20 protein-coding genes are annotated in these 20749 nt (G+C 50.2%); 13 read left to right on the top strand and 7 right to left on the bottom strand.

The window, feature by feature from the left end:
* Positions 1–103 precede the first annotated feature (103 nt).
* From BM021_RS08495 to BM021_RS08450, 13 genes are all read left to right on the top strand, one after another.
* Positions 104–3493, top strand: a complete 3390-nt coding sequence (locus BM021_RS08495; protein ID WP_090720609.1) for a M20/M25/M40 family metallo-hydrolase — start codon at positions 104–106, stop codon at positions 3491–3493.
* Positions 3494–3567: 74 nt separating this feature from the next.
* Complete coding sequence (locus BM021_RS08490; protein ID WP_090720608.1) at positions 3568–5706, top strand: type I restriction-modification system subunit M; 2139 nt, start codon at positions 3568–3570, stop codon at positions 5704–5706.
* Positions 5703–5873 carry a DUF1016 N-terminal domain-containing protein gene (locus BM021_RS15750; protein WP_218147842.1) on the top strand — a complete coding sequence of 57 codons (171 nt, stop codon included), beginning with the start codon at positions 5703–5705 and terminating at the stop codon, positions 5871–5873. The genes BM021_RS08490 and BM021_RS15750 overlap by 4 nt, the downstream gene beginning before the upstream one ends.
* 17 nt (positions 5874–5890) lie before the next feature.
* Positions 5891–6805 carry a PDDEXK nuclease domain-containing protein gene (locus tag BM021_RS08485; protein ID WP_218147841.1) on the top strand — a complete coding sequence of 305 codons (915 nt, stop codon included), beginning with the start codon at positions 5891–5893 and terminating at the stop codon, positions 6803–6805.
* Positions 6802–7305, top strand: coding sequence for a restriction endonuclease subunit S (locus BM021_RS15240; protein ID WP_143074319.1), 504 nt, complete (start codon positions 6802–6804; stop codon positions 7303–7305). The genes BM021_RS08485 and BM021_RS15240 overlap by 4 nt, the downstream gene beginning before the upstream one ends.
* A gap of 19 nt (positions 7306–7324) precedes the next feature.
* The gene (locus BM021_RS15535; RefSeq protein WP_177186343.1) at positions 7325–7477 is read left to right on the top strand and encodes a hypothetical protein; all 153 of its coding nucleotides are present in this window, start codon (positions 7325–7327) and stop codon (positions 7475–7477) included.
* Positions 7471–8052 (top strand): restriction endonuclease subunit S domain-containing protein, encoded by a 582-nt coding sequence (locus tag BM021_RS15235; protein ID WP_143074318.1) that lies wholly within the window; start codon positions 7471–7473, stop codon positions 8050–8052. Before BM021_RS15535 ends, BM021_RS15235 begins: the two co-directional genes overlap by 7 nt.
* A gap of 32 nt (positions 8053–8084) precedes the next feature.
* Positions 8085–9497: an ATP-dependent nuclease gene (locus BM021_RS08475; protein ID WP_090720607.1), complete on the top strand. Its 1413-nt coding sequence runs from the start codon at positions 8085–8087 to the stop codon at positions 9495–9497.
* The gene (locus tag BM021_RS08470; protein WP_371116295.1) at positions 9431–9799 is read left to right on the top strand and encodes a TOPRIM nucleotidyl transferase/hydrolase domain-containing protein; all 369 of its coding nucleotides are present in this window, start codon (positions 9431–9433) and stop codon (positions 9797–9799) included. Before BM021_RS08475 ends, BM021_RS08470 begins: the two co-directional genes overlap by 67 nt.
* Complete coding sequence (locus BM021_RS08465; protein ID WP_090720605.1) at positions 9796–12849, top strand: type I restriction endonuclease subunit R; 3054 nt, start codon at positions 9796–9798, stop codon at positions 12847–12849. Before BM021_RS08470 ends, BM021_RS08465 begins: the two co-directional genes overlap by 4 nt.
* A 130-nt stretch (positions 12850–12979) precedes the next feature.
* Entirely contained in the window at positions 12980–13552 is a 573-nt protein-coding gene (locus BM021_RS08460) for an ATPase (RefSeq protein ID WP_090720604.1), read from the top strand.
* Positions 13549–13734 (top strand): hypothetical protein, encoded by a 186-nt coding sequence (locus BM021_RS08455; RefSeq protein ID WP_090720603.1) that lies wholly within the window; start codon positions 13549–13551, stop codon positions 13732–13734. The genes BM021_RS08460 and BM021_RS08455 overlap by 4 nt, the downstream gene beginning before the upstream one ends.
* 39 nt (positions 13735–13773) lie before the next feature.
* Positions 13774–13965 (top strand): hypothetical protein, encoded by a 192-nt coding sequence (locus BM021_RS08450; RefSeq protein WP_218147840.1) that lies wholly within the window; start codon positions 13774–13776, stop codon positions 13963–13965.
* A gap of 53 nt (positions 13966–14018) precedes the next feature.
* On the opposite strand, the gene BM021_RS08445 is transcribed toward BM021_RS08450, so the two are convergent.
* The 7 genes from BM021_RS08445 to BM021_RS08415 all read right to left on the bottom strand — a co-directional run bounded on the left by BM021_RS08445 (position 14019) and on the right by BM021_RS08415 (position 20747).
* The gene (locus BM021_RS08445; RefSeq protein WP_090720602.1) at positions 14019–15281 is read right to left on the bottom strand and encodes a hypothetical protein; all 1263 of its coding nucleotides are present in this window, start codon (positions 15279–15281) and stop codon (positions 14019–14021) included.
* A 79-nt stretch (positions 15282–15360) separates the two neighbouring features.
* Positions 15361–17463, bottom strand: a complete 2103-nt coding sequence (locus BM021_RS08440) for a RelA/SpoT family protein (protein ID WP_090720601.1) — start codon at positions 17461–17463, stop codon at positions 15361–15363.
* 269 nt (positions 17464–17732) lie between these two features.
* Entirely contained in the window at positions 17733–17939 is a 207-nt protein-coding gene (rpoZ, locus tag BM021_RS08435; protein WP_090720600.1) for a DNA-directed RNA polymerase subunit omega, read from the bottom strand.
* A gap of 94 nt (positions 17940–18033) precedes the next feature.
* Positions 18034–18651 carry a guanylate kinase gene (gene gmk / locus BM021_RS08430; RefSeq protein WP_090720599.1) on the bottom strand — a complete coding sequence of 206 codons (618 nt, stop codon included), beginning with the start codon at positions 18649–18651 and terminating at the stop codon, positions 18034–18036.
* A gap of 17 nt (positions 18652–18668) precedes the next feature.
* A complete protein-coding gene (msrA, locus tag BM021_RS08425; RefSeq protein ID WP_090720598.1) occupies positions 18669–19133 on the bottom strand; it encodes a peptide-methionine (S)-S-oxide reductase MsrA in 465 nt (154 codons plus the stop codon).
* 63 nt (positions 19134–19196) lie between these two features.
* Positions 19197–19844 carry a thiol:disulfide interchange protein DsbA/DsbL gene (locus tag BM021_RS08420; protein ID WP_090720597.1) on the bottom strand — a complete coding sequence of 216 codons (648 nt, stop codon included), beginning with the start codon at positions 19842–19844 and terminating at the stop codon, positions 19197–19199.
* Positions 19845–19934: 90 nt separating this feature from the next.
* Complete coding sequence (locus BM021_RS08415) at positions 19935–20747, bottom strand: SPOR domain-containing protein (RefSeq protein WP_090720596.1); 813 nt, start codon at positions 20745–20747, stop codon at positions 19935–19937.
* Positions 20748–20749: the final 2 nt, after the last annotated feature.

Genomic DNA, 20749 nt, shown 5'->3' with positions numbered 1-20749 from the left:
AAAGGAAAGTAAACATTCTATGTTATAGAATAAGCCGTTGATGATGTCTGGCATCCGTCGGGGTGAGGCAAATGAGTAATTTATCTGTGAGGTCTAGAGAAGAATGCAAAAATTAGTGAAATTCAATATTGCTTGGGCTGCCATTATCGGTTGCATGTTCTATAGCATGGCAGTATGCGCCAATAACCAGGCGTTTTATCATCAGATGGAAATTGTGCTATCACCAGATACTTCCGAGATTCGCGTCAAAGACGACATTCTTGTGCCTGAGCATTATCGGGATCATCCAACAGCCATCAAGCTTGATTTCAGTCTGCACGCCGATTTAACGATCGCTGAAGTTCAAGGCGCACAAATCACATTACAGCAAAATCAACCCGTTTCGAATTCCCGGCCGGTTCCATTAAAGCATTACACACTGACGCTGCCAGCCCGTCAGAAGGAATTCACCGTACATTTCAGCGGAAAAATCAATCATCCGGTGCAAGGTCCTGACCAAGAGTACGCGCGCAGTTTCAGTTATACGCCCGGGGTTATTTCGCCCGAAGGAATTTTTCTGGCCAACTCCAGCGCCTGGTATCCCCAATTCGGAGACGCATTAGTATCGTTTCACCTGGATATTCAGGTACCCACAGGCTGGGATGTGGTCAGCCAGGGCGCTTTAGTGCATGAACAGCAAACCCCAACCGCCCAGAAAGTGATTTGGGAAGAAAAACAAGCACAGGATGATATTTATATTGTTGCGGGTCGCTATCAACGTTATACCCAATCTGCTGGTGCAGTGAATGCGCTGGTTTATCTACGCAGCGCTGATGAAGCGCTCGCGCAAAAATACCTGGATACTACGGCGCAATACATCGCCATGTATAACAAACTGCTCGGTCCCTACCCCTATACAAAATTTGCCTTGGTCGAGAATTTCTGGGAAACCGGTTACGGCATGCCCTCCTTTACTTTGCTCGGCCCTAAGGTGATTCGCTTCCCCTTTATTCTGCATTCCTCGTATCCGCACGAGATTCTGCATAACTATTGGGGCAATGGCGTGTTTGTCGATTATGCCAAGGGTAATTGGTCAGAAGGCTTGACCGCCTATCTCGCCGATCATTTGGTGAATGAACAAAGAGGCAAAGGCGAGGAATATCGCCGCGATGTGCTGCAGAAATATGCTGATTTTGTGAATAAGGAAAAAGACTTCCCGATTGCACGATTTGTGTCGCGCCACAGCTCCAGCTCAGAAGCGGTAGGGTATGGGAAAACCATGATGTTTTTCCATATGTTGCGCCAGGAATTAGGCGATGGAAATTTCGTGCGCGCCTTACAGCAATTTTATAAGCAGTTCAAATTCAAACAGGCCACTTTTGAAGATTTGCGAACCACTTTCAGCGCCGCAAGCGGCAAGGATTTTTCTCAGTACTTCGAACAATGGGTGGATCGCACCGGTGCTCCCAATCTGCATATGCGTCATGCGGAAGCTGAACGCACAGCACAAGGATTCAAGCTCAAAGCGCACATCGAACAAACCCAACCCGGTGAGCCCTATCATTTAACAGTGCCTGTCTTAATCACGCTGGAAGGAGAAGCGCAGGCTCATTCATCGCAAATTGCTATCAATCACAAGACCCAAATGATTGAAATGGATCTCCATGCACGTCCCGTACGCATTGACATCGACCCTCGATTTGATGTGTTCAGACGCCTGGATCATCGCGAAATTCCTTCTGCATTATCGCAGGGCTTCGGCGCTGAAAAACCATTACTAGTATTACCAGCGAATGCTGACAAGCAAGTATTACAAGCCTATCGCACAATGGCGATGAACTGGCAAAAAACCCAGTCGGCGATGCTGGAGGTAGTCACCGATGATCAGCTGACCACTTTACCCACAGACCGAACGGTCTGGATCATGGGCTGGCAAAATAAATTTAGTCCTGCGGTCGTCACTGCGTTAGCGGAACAAGGTGTGGCTTATCGTCAGGCGGCGCTGCAACTGCATCAGCAAAGTTATCAGCAAACTGAGCACGCCATTGTGCTGACAGCCAGACAACCCTCCAACTCAGACAAAACAATGCTGTGGGTTGCCTCCGACGATCCAAAGGCCATTGCGGAATTAGCCAGCAAGCTGCCGCATTACCGCAAATACAGCTACCTGGTATTTAAAGTTGGTGATGAGCTCACCAATATCAATAAAGGTCAATGGCCTGTGACTCAATCGCCACTAACCCACTGGGTGCAGCAAAAAGACAATGCAACAGTGACCCGCGTAACCGTCAATGCTGCGATGCCCCGCCGGGCATTGGCGGAATTGCCGCCGGTATTTTCCGAGAGCCGCATGCTGAGCGACATTACTCATCTGGCCAGCGAAGCATTCAAAGGACGCGAATTGGGCAGCACGGAACTGGATAGCGCCGCAGCCTATATCGCCAGGCAATTTCAGCAAATCGGCCTGCTGCCGGGTGGTGACGGCAACAGTTATTTTCAAACCTGGCAACAGGACGTCGGTACCCCTAAAGGAACGATCAGCCTGCGCAATGTGATCGGCATCTTACCCGGCACGAATCCGCAACTGGCCGGACAGAGCCTGGTCATCGGCGCGCATTATGACCATCTCGGCATGGGCTGGCCGGACGTACGCGCCGCCCATCAGGGAAAAATCCATTACGGCGCAGACGATAATGCCAGCGGAATCGCCGTCATGCTCGAGCTGGCACGGCAGATCGCCCCCAAATGGCAGCCGGAACGCACCATCATTTTTGTCGCATTCACCGGCGAAGAATCGGGTCTGCTCGGCTCCAAACATTACATCAACAGCGCAAACGACTACCCGGCGGAAAAAATTGCAGCGATGCTGAATCTGGATACTGTGGGACGATTGGGTAACAATCCGGTCACCCTGTTTGGTGCCGGAACTGCCCGTGAACTGGTACACGTTTTCCGCGGTGCGGGCTTTGTCACCGGCATTCCCGTCAATGCCGTGCAGGATGATTTCGGTTCCAGCGACCAGGCCGCTTTCATCAAGGCAGGCATTCCGGCCGTACAGTTCTTCGCCAGCGCGCATGAGGACTACCACGCCCCCGGCGACACCGTGGATAAAATCGATTCAGCCGGATTGGTTAAAGTAGCCGCCATCCTTAAAGAAGCCACCGAATACCTGGCCAACCGCATTGAACCCCTGACCGTTACCTTGCAATCACAAACTGCACAATCAGAATCCGCACCCACAAACAGCAAACGCAAAGTCAGCCTTGGCACAGTACCGGACTTTTCGCATCAAGGAGAAGGTGTGCGCGTGGATAACGTCATCCACGGTTCCCCAGCACATCAGGCGCAGCTACAGGCAGGCGACATCTTGCTTCAACTGGCCGGTCAACCGATCAGCGATCTGGCAGCGTATGCCAACATCCTGCGAACGCTTGAGGCGGGGCAGAAAGCTGAGTTGCAATATCACCGCGCGGGTGAAGTGAAGACGATTGAGGTTGTGTTGGCTGAGCGGTAATTGCATTATAGTTCGCTATCCCGTTTTGCCGAACCGATTTCAAATCGGCATTTGCAAATGAATAACTTTATTCGATGACCCCCGCTAACTTTCAGCAGCTCGCAAACTTTATCTGGTCGGTGGCCGATTTGCTACGTGGGCCTTACCGTCCGCCGCAGTATGAGCGCGTGATGCTGCCGCTCACCGTGCTGCGCCGTTTCGATGCTGTGCTGGCGCCGAGCAAAGACACCGTGCTCAAGCGTTATGCCGAACTGAGCAGTAAAGGCATCCCCAACATCGACGCCATCCTCAACAACCTGGCCAAGAATGAAGACGGCACTCCCCTCGGCTTCCACAATCATAGCCTGCTCGACTTTCAGAAGCTCAAAGGTGACCCGGACAACATCGGCCGCCACCTGGCTGATTACATTGCCGGTTTCTCCGAGAACATCCGCAAGATCTTCGAACGCTTCGAGTTCGACAAGGAGATTGAAAAGCTCGAAGAGTCCAATCGCCTTTATCAGGTGGTCGCCCAGTTCGCCGAAATCGACCTGCATCCTAAGCACGTCGACAACATCACCATGGGGCTGGTGTTCGAGGACTTGATCCGCCGCTTCAACGAAGCCGCCAACGAAACGGCGGGCGATCACTTCACCCCGCGCGAAGTCATCCGGCTCATGGTTAACCTATTGCTGGAGCCCGATACCCACGTACTCACGCAGGAAGGCATTATCGTCACTATTTGCGATCCGGCCTGCGGTACTGGCGGCATGTTGGCCGAGGCGCAAAACTGGATACGTGCACATAACGAACAGGCCACCGTCAAGGTCTATGGGCAGGACTACAATCCACGCTCATACGCCGTGGCGGCCTCCGACCTACTGATCAAAGGGCAGAAGGAGAAGGATAGCCGGGTCGAACTCGGCAATACCTTGACCGATGACCGCTTCGCGGACATGCATTGGTTCGATTACCTGCTGGCCAACCCGCCGTTCGGTGTGGACTGGAAAGCTGAGAAAAAGGAAATCGACCGCTGGCCCAACTTTCGTGGCTATAGCGGTAAGCTGCCACGCATCAATGATGGCGCCTTACTCTTCCTGTTGCATATGATCAGTAAATTCGCTGACTACGAAGCCGGCAACAAGAACTTACCTGGTTCGCGCACAGCCATTATCTTCAATGGTTCGCCGCTTTTCACCGGTGGGGCGGGCAGCGGTGAGAGCGAAATCCGCCGCTGGATCATCGAACGCGACCAGCTCGAAGCCATCGTCGCCCTGCCCGAGCAAATGTTCTACAACACCGGCATCGGCACCTTCATCTGGGTGGTCACCAACCGCAAGGCCGCCACTCGCCGCGGCAAGATCCAGCTCATCGACGGCCGCGAGCGCTACACGCCGATGAAGCGCAGCCTCGGCGACAAACGCCGCTACCTGGATCAAGCCGCCATCGATGCCATCACCCGCGAACACGGCGCACTGGAAGACAGCAAGACCAGCCGCGTGTTCGACAACACCGACTTCGGCTACCGCCGCATCACCGTGCTGCGCCCGCTGCGGCTGCGCTTCGAGATCACCGATGAGGCCCGCGAGCGCTTCTTGAACACCTGCCCCGAGCTGTTCGATGCCCTGCAGGCGGTGCAGGATCAGCTTGGGCCAGAACCGCATCTGGACTGGAATCTCGCCTGGAATGAGGTACAGCAAGTGTTCAAGACCCTGCCCGACGACGTCGAAGGCTGGGGCAAAGGCGCTAAGAGCACGGCGCAGAAGAAGATCTTCCGTGAGTGTTTCACCACCGCAGACCCCGAGGCAGCACCGGTCATCGCCAAGCGCCACAAAAGAGGCGATGTCGCCGTCAGCTCCGAGTTGTTCCCACAGCAGACACTGCCCCCACTTGAAGCCGGCGAGTTGTACGCACTGCTTGGCCTGTACGCCGATGGCAAAAGTCTGGTGGAGTACGAACCCGATCCGGCGCTGAAGGATGCCGAGAACATCCCATTGAAAGAGGACATCGTCAGTTACATGTTGCGCGAAGTGCGGCCTTATGTGGCGGACGCCTGGATCGACCGCGACACCTTGGACGAGCAGGACGGCGGCATCGGCAAGGTCGGCTACGAGATCAACTTCAACCGCGTATTCTTCCAGTACCAGCCGCCGCGCCCGCTGCATGAGATCGATGCGGAGCTGGCGGACGTGGAAAAGCGGATTCTGGCGTTGCTGCGTGAAGTGACGGAATGAAGGAACTGATCCATGAAATCCGCGGCCTGATCCGCACCGCTCGCCAAGCGGTAGTTCATTCAGTTGACCTGATTCAGGTATTGACCAATTTCGAAATCGGCCGCCGCATCGTTGAACACGAGCAAAACAGGGGTCGGAGCGGGCGGAGTATGGCGATGCCGTATTAAAAGAACTGGCTATCGCTTTGACCGATGAGTTTGGCAGGGGCTTCTCACAGACCAATCTCAAAATGATGCGCCGGTTTTATCTGACCTACCAAAAACAGATAGGTCAGACACCGTCTGGCCTTTTACCCGCACTGAGAAAAAGTCAGACAGTTTCTGACTTTTTGCAGAAATCCGTGACCGTGTCGCGGCATTTACCGGGGAATGAACGGACAGCATCCGCACCTTTCAACCTGAGCTGGTCCCATTATATTTTCTTGATGAGCGTCAAGAACGACGCCGAAAGACAGTTTTACGAAATCGAATCCTTCAATCAAAACTGGTCGCTACGAGAACTCAAACGTCAGTTCAACTCCGGCCTGTATGAACGATTGACCCTCAGCCGGGATAAGGATGGTGTGAAGCAACTGGCAACGGAAGGCCAGATCATCAGCCGTCCCGAAGACCTGCTGAAGGAGCCGTATATTCTGGAGTTTCTCGGCCTTGGTGAAAAGGCCAGATACTCCGAATCGGACCTGGAAAGCGCCATCATTGACAAACTCGAACACTTCCTGCTGGAACTGGGCAAGGGATTTCTGTTCGAGGCCCGGCAAAAGCGCTTCACTTTCGATGAAGAGCATTTCTTTGTCGACCTGGTGTTCTACAACCGCCTGCTGCGTTGCTTTGTGCTGATCGATCTCAAGATCGGCAAACTCAGCCATGGCGACCTGGGCCAGATGCAGATGTACGTCAATTACTTCGACCGATGTGTGAAACTGGAGGACGAAGCGCCGACCGTCGGCATCGTTTTGTGCAAGAAGAAACACGATGCCCTGGTCGAAATCACTCTGCCCAAAGGCGCCAACATCCATGCGCGGGAATACCAGCTCTATTTGCCCGACAAGGAGTTGTTGCGCCGGAAGCTGGCGGAATGGGGTGAGGAGGTGGCGGAATGAGCACTATTCCAGATCAGTGTAAATGGCCGACGATTCCGCTTCGTTATGTCTGCGAATTGAGTCCGTCTGTTGCTTTCAAAGGTTTTGAAGAAGATGACGAGCTGACTTTTCTGCCGATGGATAGGATAAAGAGCGGTTACTTCATTCCAAATACCGACAAATTCTCAAAATATGCCTCTTCTTACAATGTATTTGAGGATGGCGATATCGTTCTGGCGAAGGTCACACCCTGTTTTAAAAATGGCAACATTGCAATCGCGGAAAATCTTGAAGGTGCTAAGGGGTTTGGCAGCTCTGAACTGTTTGTTATTCGTCCTACGCGAGTTGAACGAAAATTTCTCTTTTACTACTTACAATCTTCAACATTCAAACAGGAAGGCGAAGCCTCCATGACTGGCGCGGGCGGACTCAAGCGAGTGTCGCCTGATCTACTTCGTCAGCATCATTTACCTTTGCCTGCTCAAGAAAACCAGCGCCTTATCGCCAACTACCTCCCGTGAAACCGCCCGCATCGATGGATTGATTGCCGAAAAGGAACGCATGCTGACGCTGCTGGAAGAAAAGCGCGCCGCCCTCATCAGCCGCGTCGTCACCCGCGGCCTCGACCCCAACGCCCCGCTCAAACCCTCCGGTCAGGAATGGCGGGGGAAATTCCGGCGCATTGGTTGGTAGAGCGTGCGAAAAACCTTTTTACTGTTCGCGATGAACGTTCGGACGATGGCACGGAAGAACTACTGACCGTGTCCCACATTACTGGCGTCACGTCACGCGCCGAGAAGGACGTGTACATGTTTGAAGCCGATGACAAGACAGGTTACAAACGTTGTATGTCAGGTGACCTTGCTATCAATACCCTGTGGGCGTGGATGGGCGCGATGGGCATCAGCCCCTTGGCAGGTATCGTCAGTCCCGATTACCACGTTTACACTTCGAAAGGCGAGTTGCTGCCTGAGTACGTCGACCTACTGTGCCGCTCACGCCCCTTTGTGGCCGAAGTGAGCCGATGGTCCAAGGGTATCTGGTCTTCGCGCTTACGTCTGTATCCAGAGAACTTTTTTGAAATGCGACTCGCGGTGCCACCGCAAGACGAACAGATCGAAATTATCCGCGCGGTCGAGACGGATCAGCGAAAGGCAAATGCCCTGCGCGATAATTTGCAGTTGTCGATCACGCTGGCCAAGGAACGTCGCGCCGCCTTGATCACCGCCGCCGTCACCGGCCAAATTCCACTGGCGGAGATGGGTTAGAAGAGAATAATAATGAGCATGGGGACTGTCGCATGAAACTGACGCACATTTCAATACACAATTTCCGTGGCATCATTGACGCCTCGATGGCGTTTCAACCCTATGCACTCGTTGTTGGCGCGAATAATTCCGGCAAAAGCACTATCATCGATTGCATTCGGGCTTTCTACGAGAAAGATGGCTTTAAGTTCAAAAAAGAAGTGGACGTCCCGCTCAAGGGCGCAGTGAACCAAGAATCATGGGTAGAACTGATCTTCTCCCTTGACGACGAAGAACACGAATCCTTGAAAGATGAATACAAGACCGCCGAGAAGTCGCTGAAGGTCAGGAAATACTTTCAGACTGGCGAAAAATTGCATGATGGCAAAAATGCCACCGGATCAATCCTTGGATACAAGACTGACGGCACATTGTCGAACGAGCCATTTTACGGCGCGAAGAATGTTCAGAGCGGAAAGTTTGGCGATCTGATCTATATCCCGGCCATCAGCAAGGTCGATGAGCATACCAAGCTCAGTGGCCCATCGGCCTTGCGCGACCTGATCACCAACATCATGTCGGATGTCGTAGAAGGGAGCGACGCCTACAAGACCTTGACGGAGAGCGTCACCACTTTTGCTGGCAGTGTTCGGGCAATCGAAACCGAGGATAAGCGCTCTCTGTCGAATTTCGAGAACGACTTGAACGCTCTGCTTGCGCCGTGGCAGACAAACTTCAACCTAAAATTCACAACACCTTCCACGGCGGAAATCATTAAATCAATGCTCGGATGGGACATCCGGGATAACCATCATGAAAAGCCGCAAGGCGTTGAGTACTTCGGCTCTGGCTTCCAGAGACACTTTATCTATTCACTGATTCAGCTTGGCGCAAAGTACATTCCACAGAAGGTTTCGAAGAAGGAGAAGGACTTCGCCCCTTCACTGAACCTGGTTCTCTTTGAAGAGCCGGAGGCATTTCTGCATCCGCCACAGCAGGAGGATCTGGCCCGCAACCTGATCAAGGTAAGCGAGGCGGCCGACTGGCAAATTGTCTGCTCCACCCACTCCGCGCATTTTGTGAGCAGAAATGCCATGCGTATTCCGGCCATCGTCCGGGCGCGAAGGGTGGATGGCATCGTATCGACGTTTCAAATTGATGATGCGCACTGGAGCAACATTGTTGATGCCAATCACGCCATTCAGCAAGTTGCTGCCAAGTATCCCAAGGTGCAGAAAACCATGCAGGCTGATGACCTCAAGCCTGAGATGGAGTCTGTGAAGTACTTCTTGTGGCTTAATCCTGATCGCGCGGGAATGTTGTTTGCGCAGAATGTTTTGCTGGTCGAGGGACCAAGCGAAACCGCGTTAATCAACAGGTTGCTGGATAAAACGGTAAGCTGTCTCTTCCTCAAGGCATCTATGTTCTGGATTGTCTCGGCAAATACAATATTCACCGGTTTATGAATCTTTTAAGTGGTCTCGGTGTTGTCCATGCAGTGCTGCATGACGATGACGACAACAAAGATGAACATCAGGAGCTCAATCAGCTTATTTCCGATTCAAAGAATGCTGAGCTTACTCATTCAGTTGTCACGATACCTAAGGATCTCGAAAACTTGCTCGGCGTCACAGCGCCAGGCTCCCTTCACAGAAAGCCACAGCACCTGCTTCATTGCTATACCACAAATCAAATTGACAATGCAAAGCTGAACAGTTTTTGCGACATGGTGCAATCTTGCTTTGCAGCGGCAGGAGTAAATCCATGAAGCAAACCAGCGAAGCCGCTTTTGAAACCGCCATCGAATCGGTCTTGCTGGGTGACGGTTATACGCGATTCGATGCGAAGGGCTTCGATCGCGAGCGAGCGATCTTCCCCGATGAGGCACTGGCCTTCATCCGTGCCACCCAAGGCCAAGTGTGGGACAAGCTTGAAGCCCTGCATGGTGAACAAACCCGCACCCGCGTGCTGGAATCGTTGTGCAAGTGGCTGGACGCTCATGGAACGCTGGCCACCTTGCGTCACGGCTTCAAGTGCTTCGGCCGGACGCTGCGAGTCGCCTTCTTCCGCCCGGCACACGGATTGAACCCCGAACTGGAGGCACGCTACCAGGCCAATCGTCTCGGGCTGACCCGCCAACTGCACTTCAGCCCAAAGTCGGAGAAGTCTCTGGATGGGGTGCTGTCGGTCAACGGTATTCCGGTGGTGACGCTGGAACTCAAAAACCCGCTCAGCGGCCAGACTGCGGCCAACGCGATCCACCAGTACCGCCACGACCGCGACCCGCGCGAACCGGTCTTCGTGTTCACCAAGCGCACCCTGGTGCATTTCGCGGTGGATACCGAAGAAGCGCACATGACCACGCACCTGGCCGGCACCAGCACCCATTTTCTGCCCTTCAACAAAGGCTGGGGCGGTGGCGCGGGTAATCCACCGGATAAGAATGGCCGCAATTACAAGACCGCCTACCTGTGGGAAGAAGTATTGCAACGCGATACTCTGCTCGACCTGCTCGCCCGCTTTCTGCATGTGGATGTGCAGGAGAAAGTAATGGATGGCGGCAAGAAGGTGCGCAAGGAAAGCCTGATCTTCCCGCGCTATCACCAATTGCAGGCGGTGCGCCAGATAGTGGCGGCCGCCGCCAGCAAAGGTGTGGGACATAACTATCTGGTCGAGCACTCGGCCGGAAGCGGCAAGAGCAACACCATTGCCTGGCTGGCGCACCGCCTCTCCAGCCTGCACAACGAGCACGACGAACGCCTGTTCGACAGCGTGGTGGTCATCACCGACCGCGTGGTGCTGGACCGCCAGTTGCAGAGCACCATCTACCAGTTCGATCACCGCCAGGGCGTAGTACAAAAGATTGACGAGGATTCGCGTCAGCTCGCCGAGGCGCTGGAAGCTGGTGTGCCGATCATCATTACCACGCTGCAAAAGTTCCCTTTCGTCTCCGGACAATTGGCTAAACTGAGCGAGGAGCGCGGTGAAGGTGGCAAGAGTCATCTACCAACACGCAAGTATGCGGTGATCATCGACGAGGCACACAGCTCGCAATCCGGTGAGACAGCGACGGAATTGAAGGCGGTTTTAGGGGGTCTCGGACTGGTTGAGAAAGCGCGAGAATTAGCTGAGGAAGAAAGTCAATTGTTGGGTTACGCTGCGCTAACCCAACCTACGCGCCTGTTCCGTTCCATGGCCAAGCGCGGCCAGCAGCCGAACATGAGTTTTTTTGCCTTCACCGCCACCCCAAAGCACAAGACGCTGGCGATTTTCGGCCGCAGTGGCGAACCCTTCCACCGCTACACCATGCGCCAGGCCATCGAGGAAGGATTTATCGAGGACGTGCTGAAGAGCTACGTCACCTACAAGACCTACTACAAATTGATCAAGAAGGCCGAGGACGACCCCAACGTCGAACGCAAGAAAGCCGCCAAGACGCTGGCCCGCTTCATGCGGCTGCACCCGCACAACATCGGCCAGAAAACGGAAGTCATGATCGAACACTTCCAGCACTTCACCCGCCACAAGATTGGCGGTCATGCCAAGGCAATGGTGGTGACGGGTTCGCGCCTGGAGGCGGTGCGCTACAAGCAGGCGTTTGACCGATATATCACCGAAAAGGGTTATCCCATCAAGAGTCTGGTGGCGTTCTCCGGAACTGTCGAAGATGACAAGCTCCCCGAGAAAACGTACACCGAGACCGGGATGAACGGCGGCCTGAAGGAAAAGGATCTGCCCGACACCTTTGCCAAGCCCGATTTCCGCGTGCTGCTGGTGGCCGAGAAATACCAGACTGGCTTCGATCAGCCGCTGCTGCACACAATGTACGTGGATAAACGGCTAGCGGGCATTCAGGCAGTGCAAACACTGTCGCGCCTAAACCGCACCCATCCGCTGAAAGACGACACTTTCGTGCTGGATTTCGTCAACGATCCTGCCGAGATCCAGGAAGCCTTCCGCCAGTACTACGAAGGCTCGGTGATGGGCGAGCAGGTCGATCCGGACAAGCTCTATGAGGTCAAGGCGGAACTCGATGCCTCGGGCATTTATCTGCTTACCGAAGTCGCCGAGTTCGCGCGAGTGTTCTTTGTCCCCAAGCGCCGGCAGAGTCCCGGCGATCACAAGGCGCTGAATGCGATTCTTGATCAGGCAACCGCTCGCTTTGCGCAATTGCAGAACACGGAAGAGGAAGAGGCCGAGCTGTGGCGCGGCAAGGTGCAGGCGTTTCGTAACCTGTACAGCTTCCTGAGTCAGGTCATTCCCTACCAGGATAGTGATCTTGAAAAGCTTTATACCTACCTGCGCCATCTGACTTTGAAGCTGCCCAAGCGCAAAAATGGCCCGGGTTACCAGTTCGATGAGGAAGTTGAGCTCGACTACTACCGCCTGCAAAAAATCAGCGAAGGCTCGATCAGTCTCACTGAGGGATATGCCAAGCCGCTGGATGGCCCGCGCGAAGTAGGCACGGGCGAAGACCGCGAAGAATACGTTGTACTCTCTCGCCTGATTGACATCATCAATGAGCGTTTTGGTGGCGAGTTAAGTGAAGCTGATCAACTTTTTTTCGATCAGATGGCCGAAGCGGCAAGTCAAAACGAATCACTACGCAGAGCGGCTGAAGTGAACTCTCTGGACAAATTTCAGCTCGTTTTTCGCCAAATTCTGGAATCGCTGTTTATCGAGCGCATGGAACTCAATGAAGAACTGTTTTCCGATTATATGAGTAAGCCAGAAATGCAGGAACTCGTTTCCAAGTGGCTGGGAAATCAGGTTTATGAGCGACTGAACGGATCGAATACCCGTTCAGACGGCCTGTAGACCCTGGTTGCCAAAGATACCAAAGAAATAAATACAATCTTCATCTCCGAGAATTTACAATTACAAACCACATGACTGCCACGCTCATCCAACTCAAACGGACGCAGAAACAACACGGGGAGATTGTGTAATGCCCACCTGCTGGATCATTGCCGGTCCCAACGGCGCAGGAAAAACCACATTTGCATTGGAATATTTGCCCAAAGTGGCAGACTGCGCCAGGTTTGTCAATGCGGATTTAATCGCGGCGGGTCTTTCCCCGCTGGCACCGGAACGGGAACTTATAGCGGCAAGCCGTATCTTTTTGAATGAAATCGAAGAAAATATCAGTCGCCGCGAAAACTTTGCATTCGAAACTACGCTTTCAGGCCGTAGTTATTTACGCCTGATCAATCGAATGCGATGTGATGGCTGGAAAGTGGAGCTGATCTATCTTGCGTTACCTAATGTTGGTATGTCGAAAATGCGCGTAGCCGAACGAGTTGCACACGGCGGGCATAATATTCCGCTACGTGATATTGATCGACGCTTTTCACGTAGCCTGAACAACTTAGTTCGGGTATTCAGTCATCAGGTTGATCGTTGTATTTGTTTCATGAATGATGGTGCAAAACCGGTTCTTGTGTTTGAGCAAACAGGTGATAACTGTATTATTCTCCAGGAAGCTTATTATCAACAGCAATTAAAGGAAATTATGCAATGAAAATTACGCTGAAATCAACTCCCTCTAAAGAAGGCCAAGTAATGCTCGATTCATTACAGCAGGCCGTAACAAAGGCACTCGAAAAAAAGCATCGCTTGGGTCAGTACGCTGTCGTTTGGCAGCACGGCAAGCCGGTGATGATCGGTGAGGATGCGCCGAAATCATCTGAAGAAGGTAGTTGATAAAATGAAAGAGCTGCATCAAATGTAAAACTTCATCTGATGATCAACAAAAATCCACACGAACCGCCCTATACGCTCACCCCAGCCATCGTAAGTCTAGTCGCGGAGATTAGTGAAATCATCGGACGCTATACCGTATTAGCAGAACAAAACCTGACGCCCCGCTTGCGGCGGGAGAATCGAATCCGCACCATTCATGCTTCACTGGCCATTGAGAATAATACGAATTAATCAGCGTTTCCTTAAGAGTAAAAAAATGGTGGCAACCGGTTATGTTTTGTAGGTCAATATTCCCTGATCTTTATTTTTATTTCAGGCGACTGGCGCTGCATCGGTGGCGGTAACCGATTTAGCCCCAATACCGTAATACGATGCGCAGCATTAAAGCTGGGTGTGCCGTCTTGATCGCGCAAAATAGATGATACTTTATATTCCATGCTGCTGGAGTTTGAATCAAAACGGATGTCGTGGATCCAGATACCGGCCCGTTGTACTTTCTGATGTTCACATTCATAGGAGAGATCCCAGCTTGTCAGCATTGGCACGGCGTAATCGTAAGGCAAGTCATTGATGCGGAAGGTCTGGGTGCGGACAATTCCGTCGCTACCTTTGCGGCAGGTGTTGGTTTTTCCTGAACGGGGATTCAGCGCCAGAAAATCTGCACGCAGCTTGACGCTGCTGCCGCGAATCAGCGCGGCGCGGGTTTTAATTCGGTGAGTGTGTGTGCTGTTGTCCTTAAAAATAGTCTGAGCCGCCCAATGTGAACTACCGTCCTGACTGAGTGAAGCACCGGTTTGAGAAAGGCTGTAGGCAACTTGCAGCAGGCGATAATCTGCACGGTCTGTCCATTTACAAGGCAGAAAACTTAATTGGCATTCAAATGCGCCATCGAACTGAAAATCAAATCCGCGCGGAATGATCGCGATCGCATCATTACCTTTTAGTAGGCCTTTGTTTCCTGTATTTTCCAGCGTAGCGACTGCGCCCTGATTTTTGTCCTGCAGCGCTGATGCATCGATACCGTTGTAATCACCTTCTATCTTGGCATCAAACCATGCTGAGTGATAGCCAAATGCGGTATAGAACACACAAAATTCGTAAGCATCGCTGCGGTGCTGATCATTTAATTTGCCTTGTGCCTCAAACACTAGTAAAGCAGAGCCGGCATTCTTCACCAGTTTGCTATGGGTGATGTCAGCACGCAGGGAATTCACTTCAAGCTCGCTATGAAGATAACGCAGGTCCCAACCATTTAACACGACGGTGCCATTATCCACATAGCTCGGCATTTCGAGCCAGGCTAGCACGGTTGCAGTCTCAGCGCCATTATCCCGTTGAGCGCATTGCTTGCCTTCGATCAGGATGAATTTACCCTCATCCTCAAAAACTGTTTTTCCAGCTGCTTTGAAAGAGAGTTGCTCAAAGGGGGTTGCGGTTTTCGCTTTGACCGATGAATCAACTGATTGCTTCTGCTGGGTTTTGCTCGCACATGCAGAAAATAAAAACAGCGTGCCTATCAAAAGTAATATCAGTACATGGCGAATCATTTATTTCTCCAAGGTAGCGTAGTAGCAAAAATACTTACAAAATGATTCTTCCACATCGCAAGGAATCAGATAGTTTTAATTAACCTTTAATCCGACTGATCCTGGCAACATCTTTAATGTGTCTCAAGCTACGCATGATTTGTGCCAGATGTTGCCTGTTGTTCACTTGCAGGATAAAGCGCATTTCCGTGTAATCGTCCTCGCTTTCCATCGCAACGTCGTCAATGTTTGACTCTTCTTTGGCAATCTCAGCAGCAACCCGGGCTAATACACCTTGTTTATTTTCTGCGGCTACCTTGATACCGGCTTCAAAAGTTCTGCTGATGTCTTTACCCCAGGTCACGTCCAGATAATTCTCGGAACTTTTCTGGCTATGGCTGATATTTGGGCAATCGTACGTATGAATGATAAGCCCATAATCTTTTTTAATCATTCCAATGATGGCATCACCTGGAATGGGTCGGCAGCATTTGGCAAACTGTACGGTCACGCCTTCGGTTCCCAAGATGGTAACCGGGCCTGCTATTTGTTCACGAGAAATGGCTTCCGGTGCGGCCAAGCGTTTGGCCACCACAGCAGGAAGTTGTTTACCCAACGCCATTTCAGCCAGCAATTCATTCTTGGATTTTACAGCGCTGTCACGGACTAATTTCTCCCATTGAGCTGCACTAATGGTGTCTGGATTGATATTAAACGTCAGCAATGCCTGATTAAGCATACGCTCGCCCAGTTTAACCGATTCATCAAATTGAATGTTCTTCAGGAAATGGCGAATATGTGAGCGCGCCCTTCCGGTTGCCACATAGCTGAGCCAGGCAGGATTAGGTTTAGCATAGGGAGCAGTGACGATTTCCACACGATCGCCAGTTTTGAGTACCGTGCGCAAGGGTGCATCCTCGCCGTTAATTTTAACCGCCACACAGCAATTGCCGATATCGGAATGAACTGCATAAGCAAAATCGACAGCGGTGGATCCTCTTGGCAACGTTAGAATTTTTCCTTGTGGCGTGAAAACATACACATCCCCCGGAAACAAGTCAATTTTTAGATGTTCAAGAAATTCCGAAGAATCTGTAGAACCACTGAGCGTTTCCAGTAAGCTTTGCAGCCATTGACTGGTCTGCAAGTGCAATTCATTGAAATCGGTATCTGTGCTTTTATAAAGCCAATGTGAAGCCACGCCATTCTCAGCGATCCGGTGCATCTCGGCAGTACGAATTTGTATTTCTATCGGTAGACCGAATGGTCCCAGTAACGTGCTGTGCAACGATTGATAACCATTACTTTTTGGAATTGCAATATAGTCTTTAAACTTACCGGGGATTGGCTTGTATAAGCTGTGCAGCATGCCTAGTGCGACATAACATGAGGGAATGTCTTTGACAATAATGCGAAAACCATAAATATCGAGCACCTCCGAAAACGATAGATGTTTTTCTATCATCTTGGTATAAATACTATAAAGATGTTTCTCGCGCCCCGTTACTTCGGCATCCAAGCCCGCTTCTTTTAATTTGAGATTGATGGCTTCAAGAATTTTTCCAACCACTTCGCGCCGATTACCCCTGGCGGCCTTGGTTGCCTTCACCAGCACCTTATAGCGTGTCGGGTAAGAATACCGAAAGCCCAGTTCCTGTAACTCTTGAAAAATATTATTGAGTCCTAAACGATGAGCAATGGGTGCATAAATTTCGAGCGTTTCACGGGCGATGCTGTGCTGTTTTTCGGGATCCATGGCTTCCAGGGTTCGCATATTATGTAACCGATCAGCCAATTTTATCAGTATGACTCGAGCATCCCGCGCCATAGCCAGCAACATTTTGCGGAAATTCTCAGCTTGCGCTTCTTCTTGTGTCTGGAATTCAATTTTGGCAAGCTTGGAAACGCCATCCACCAGTTCCGCCACTGATTCACCAAATCTTTCACCAATTTCGGCTTTAGAAATATCGGTGTCTTCTACAACGTCATGCAATAACGCGGCTATCAGCGTCGGTACATCCAGATGTAATGTACCGAGAATCCTGGCTACTGCTATGGGATGTGAAATATAAGGTTCGCCCGATTTACGGAACTGCCCGGAATGAGCCCCTTGGCCGAATGAATACGCATTTCTAAGTTGAGCAATATCTTCAGGCTTAAGATATTGGGATACCTCGGAAAATAGAAGTTCTGCTTCAGACATAGATTTTGATGCGCTTAAAGTATTTTTTTCAAAATAACTGTGAATCGCAGATCTGTTTAAGATACGCTATTAATTTCCTCAACAGAGTCCGGCTATGATTATATGCCGGGATTTACCTAGAAAAGTAAGAATTCCTGCTTAATTCAGCAACTGAGTTTTTAATACCGGGGAAACAGTGATGCTATGCATTAATTGATACCTGACTGATGATCAGGATACCGACTAGAGACTTAATGCATAGCGTGTACTTTAGGAATATCAGATTCGCATTACATGTTTTTCGGGTTAAGGATGTCCAGCCCTACTTTTCCTAACGCTACCTCGCGTAGCGCTATAACGGTTGGTTTATCCCGTGCTGACTCCACCATCGGCGCAGAACCAATGGCCAACTGCCTGGCGCGTGCTGTAGCCACCAGGGTCATATCAAATCGATTAGGGATTCTCTTCAAACAATCATCAACAGTAATCCGTGCCATAATAAGTATTTGTCTTGGTTGGTTGGTTATGAATTAGGGTAAATTTTACAATAAAAAGAGAAAATAATACCATTTGTAAATAAACAGAAACTGATTATGTCAATTGAGCGATTAATGCATGATGCTTAATCACTTGATGTTCTTTTTTCAAACGCTCAGCTTTAATAATACAGATCAGATCTCTGAGAGCCTCATCCAGTTCGTTGTTGATAACAATATAATCGAACTCTGCGATATGGCTGACTTCCTCACGTGCTGCAGCAAGTCTTTTCTGAATGATTTCTGGATTATCTTGCGCGCGTGTTTTTAAGCGAATTGCCAGACTGTTAACTGAAGGAGGAAGGATAAAAATCCCCACAGATTGAGGAAAGATTCGTTGTATTTGCCTAGCCCCCTGACAATCGATTTCAAGCAGAATATCTTGTCCGGACGCGATGACCTCATTAACCCATCGCTGCGAAGTACCATACAGATTGCCATAAACTTCCGCACTTTCCAGAAATTCTCCACTGACAAGCATCTGCTGAAAGGTATCTTTACTGACGAAATGATAGTCTCGACCATTCACTTCTTCAGAGCGAGGTGGACGAGTGGTGTGCGAAATCGATAGATTCAGATTGAGATCTGATTGGAGCAGTGCTCTGACCAGACTGGTTTTTCCAGTACCGGAAGGTGCACTGATAACAAACAAGCAACCTGCAGTGTTAGTCATTTAAGTTAATAAAAAGGCTAATGAATCCCGTGCTTCTTAAAATAGTTTTGATGATATTCTTCAGCAACGTAAAATTGGGGGGCAGGTAGAAGCTTTGTTACCACTGGATCTTGCCAGCGCCCACTACGTTGTAGCCGATGCATGGATTCTTTGGCAGCTGTTTCTTGTTCAGGTGTGAAATAAAAGATCACCGAGCGGTATTGCGTTCCAATGTCGGGGCCTTGTCGATCCTGGGTAGTAGGGTTATGGCAGTTCCAAAAATTTTCCAGCAGGGTTTCAACACTTACTTCTGCCGGATCGTATTCCACCATAACCACTTCAATATGACCGGTGGTATTGCTACATACTGATTCATAAGTAGGATTCTCAGTATGCCCGCCAGAATATCCACAGGTAACGTTAGTGACACCTTTGACGCGACGAAAAGCCGCTTCGACTCCCCAAAAACAACCTGCTCCAAAAATAATCTTGTTTGTTGCCATGTTTTATCTGAATATTTCAATCAATAAAGAGCCGTATCACGAATGAAAACTACCCGCACACAACTATTTTCCTTGTTTTTCTTGACGTGCTTTTTCAATAAGCATTTCCAAAATCTTGATCGTGTCATGCGGCGTGCCGCCCATTTTACCGCTAGTGAGGTACTTCCCATTAATTACCAGTGCAGGAACACCCGTTAACTGATACTGCCTGGACATTTGCGTGGATCTCGCCACCTGATTTTGTACAGCAAACGAATTATAAGCGTTCTCAAATTTTTTCCTATCGACGCCTTGCTTCTCAATCCAATCAAACAATATAGCTTCACTATTCAAATCAATTTTGTCGCGATGAATAGCATCATAGACATTATCATGCAGAGAATCTGTCATGCCGATGACACTTAGCGCATAAAATATTTTTGCAGCCGCTACCCAGTTCGGCCGGAAAATCGCTGGCACATAATGGAAATCAACATCACTGGGTTTATTCATCAACCAGGTTTTAAGGTGTGGATGCAAGCTATAACAGTGCGGACAGCCATACCAGAAAAACTCCAGCACTTCAATTTTAGTACTATCCTGGGTCGACTGGGGATTAGTCAGAACTGTATAATCTTTGCCCTTAACGATTTCAGCATGCACACTCCAACTATTGATTAATCCAAAGCTCAGCAATAAAAAGCTAAATGCGAAAAGTTTGAGTCGATTCATTTTAACTCCTTAAACAAGTTAATAGATATGTGATTGCATTCTTTCTATAAGAAACTCTGCAAGATTTCTAATCAATAGTTTGCTGAAATATTAAGGTGCTTTAATAAATTGGGTGGCTATTCCATTTTCTCTAAGAGAAGCGCTGGTTTCATCAACATCTTCTTTTTTTGTAAAAGGGCCGACGCGCACTCTATACCAGATCCCTTTTTCTGCCAAATCAATTGGTTGCACAGATGCCAACACACCAAGTAATGCGAGCCTTGCTTTTAAATTTTCTGCATCATCATTTTTTCTGAATGATCCAGCTTGAAGAAAATATTTCTCAATCGGTTTTGTATTTTTAGTTTGCGGTGCTGCTGATTGCTGCACAGTCTCGGCCGGAAGATTGCGCGATGGAATGGAAACAGTATGCTGCTTAGTTTCAGCCAAAACGACGCTTGGTTGTGTTGGAGTAGGTTGAACTGGCATGGGCTGAATTGGAGCGGCTTGCCGAACAGTCTCAACCGGCTTGCTGCTACTTTCCGGAATTTTGGCAGTTATGGGGGGCTGAGTAGGTCGCTCATCAGTTTGTTTACTTCTGGGATCAATTTCCGGCTCATCAATGCCAGGGAGTATTTTATAAAAATCGAACCGGGGCTTTTCTTCGGCTGTGCTTAATGGTTCTTCTTGAATCGGATTAGGGGGTGTTTTTGCTTGCTCTGGCACCGGACGTGTTTCACTTTTCTCTGATAAACGGGCAGTTTTTTCGTTCGGCAAAAATGGACTGGGCGCATAGTTAAGATATAGCCATATGCCAATTGCACTCATCAGACCCAGTGCGTAACCAACGAATCCCCCCAGAAACGCTGAGCCGCTTTTTTCATGCGATTTTGAAGACTTCCGGGATTTATAATCTCGACTCATGA

Source organism: Nitrosomonas sp. Nm166, assembly GCF_900112825.1.
In the GTDB taxonomy this organism is placed as follows: Bacteria; Pseudomonadota; Gammaproteobacteria; order Burkholderiales; family Nitrosomonadaceae; genus Nitrosomonas.
Note: the sequence above shows the minus strand (reverse complement) of the source record. Positions and strands in the feature narration are given on the sequence as shown.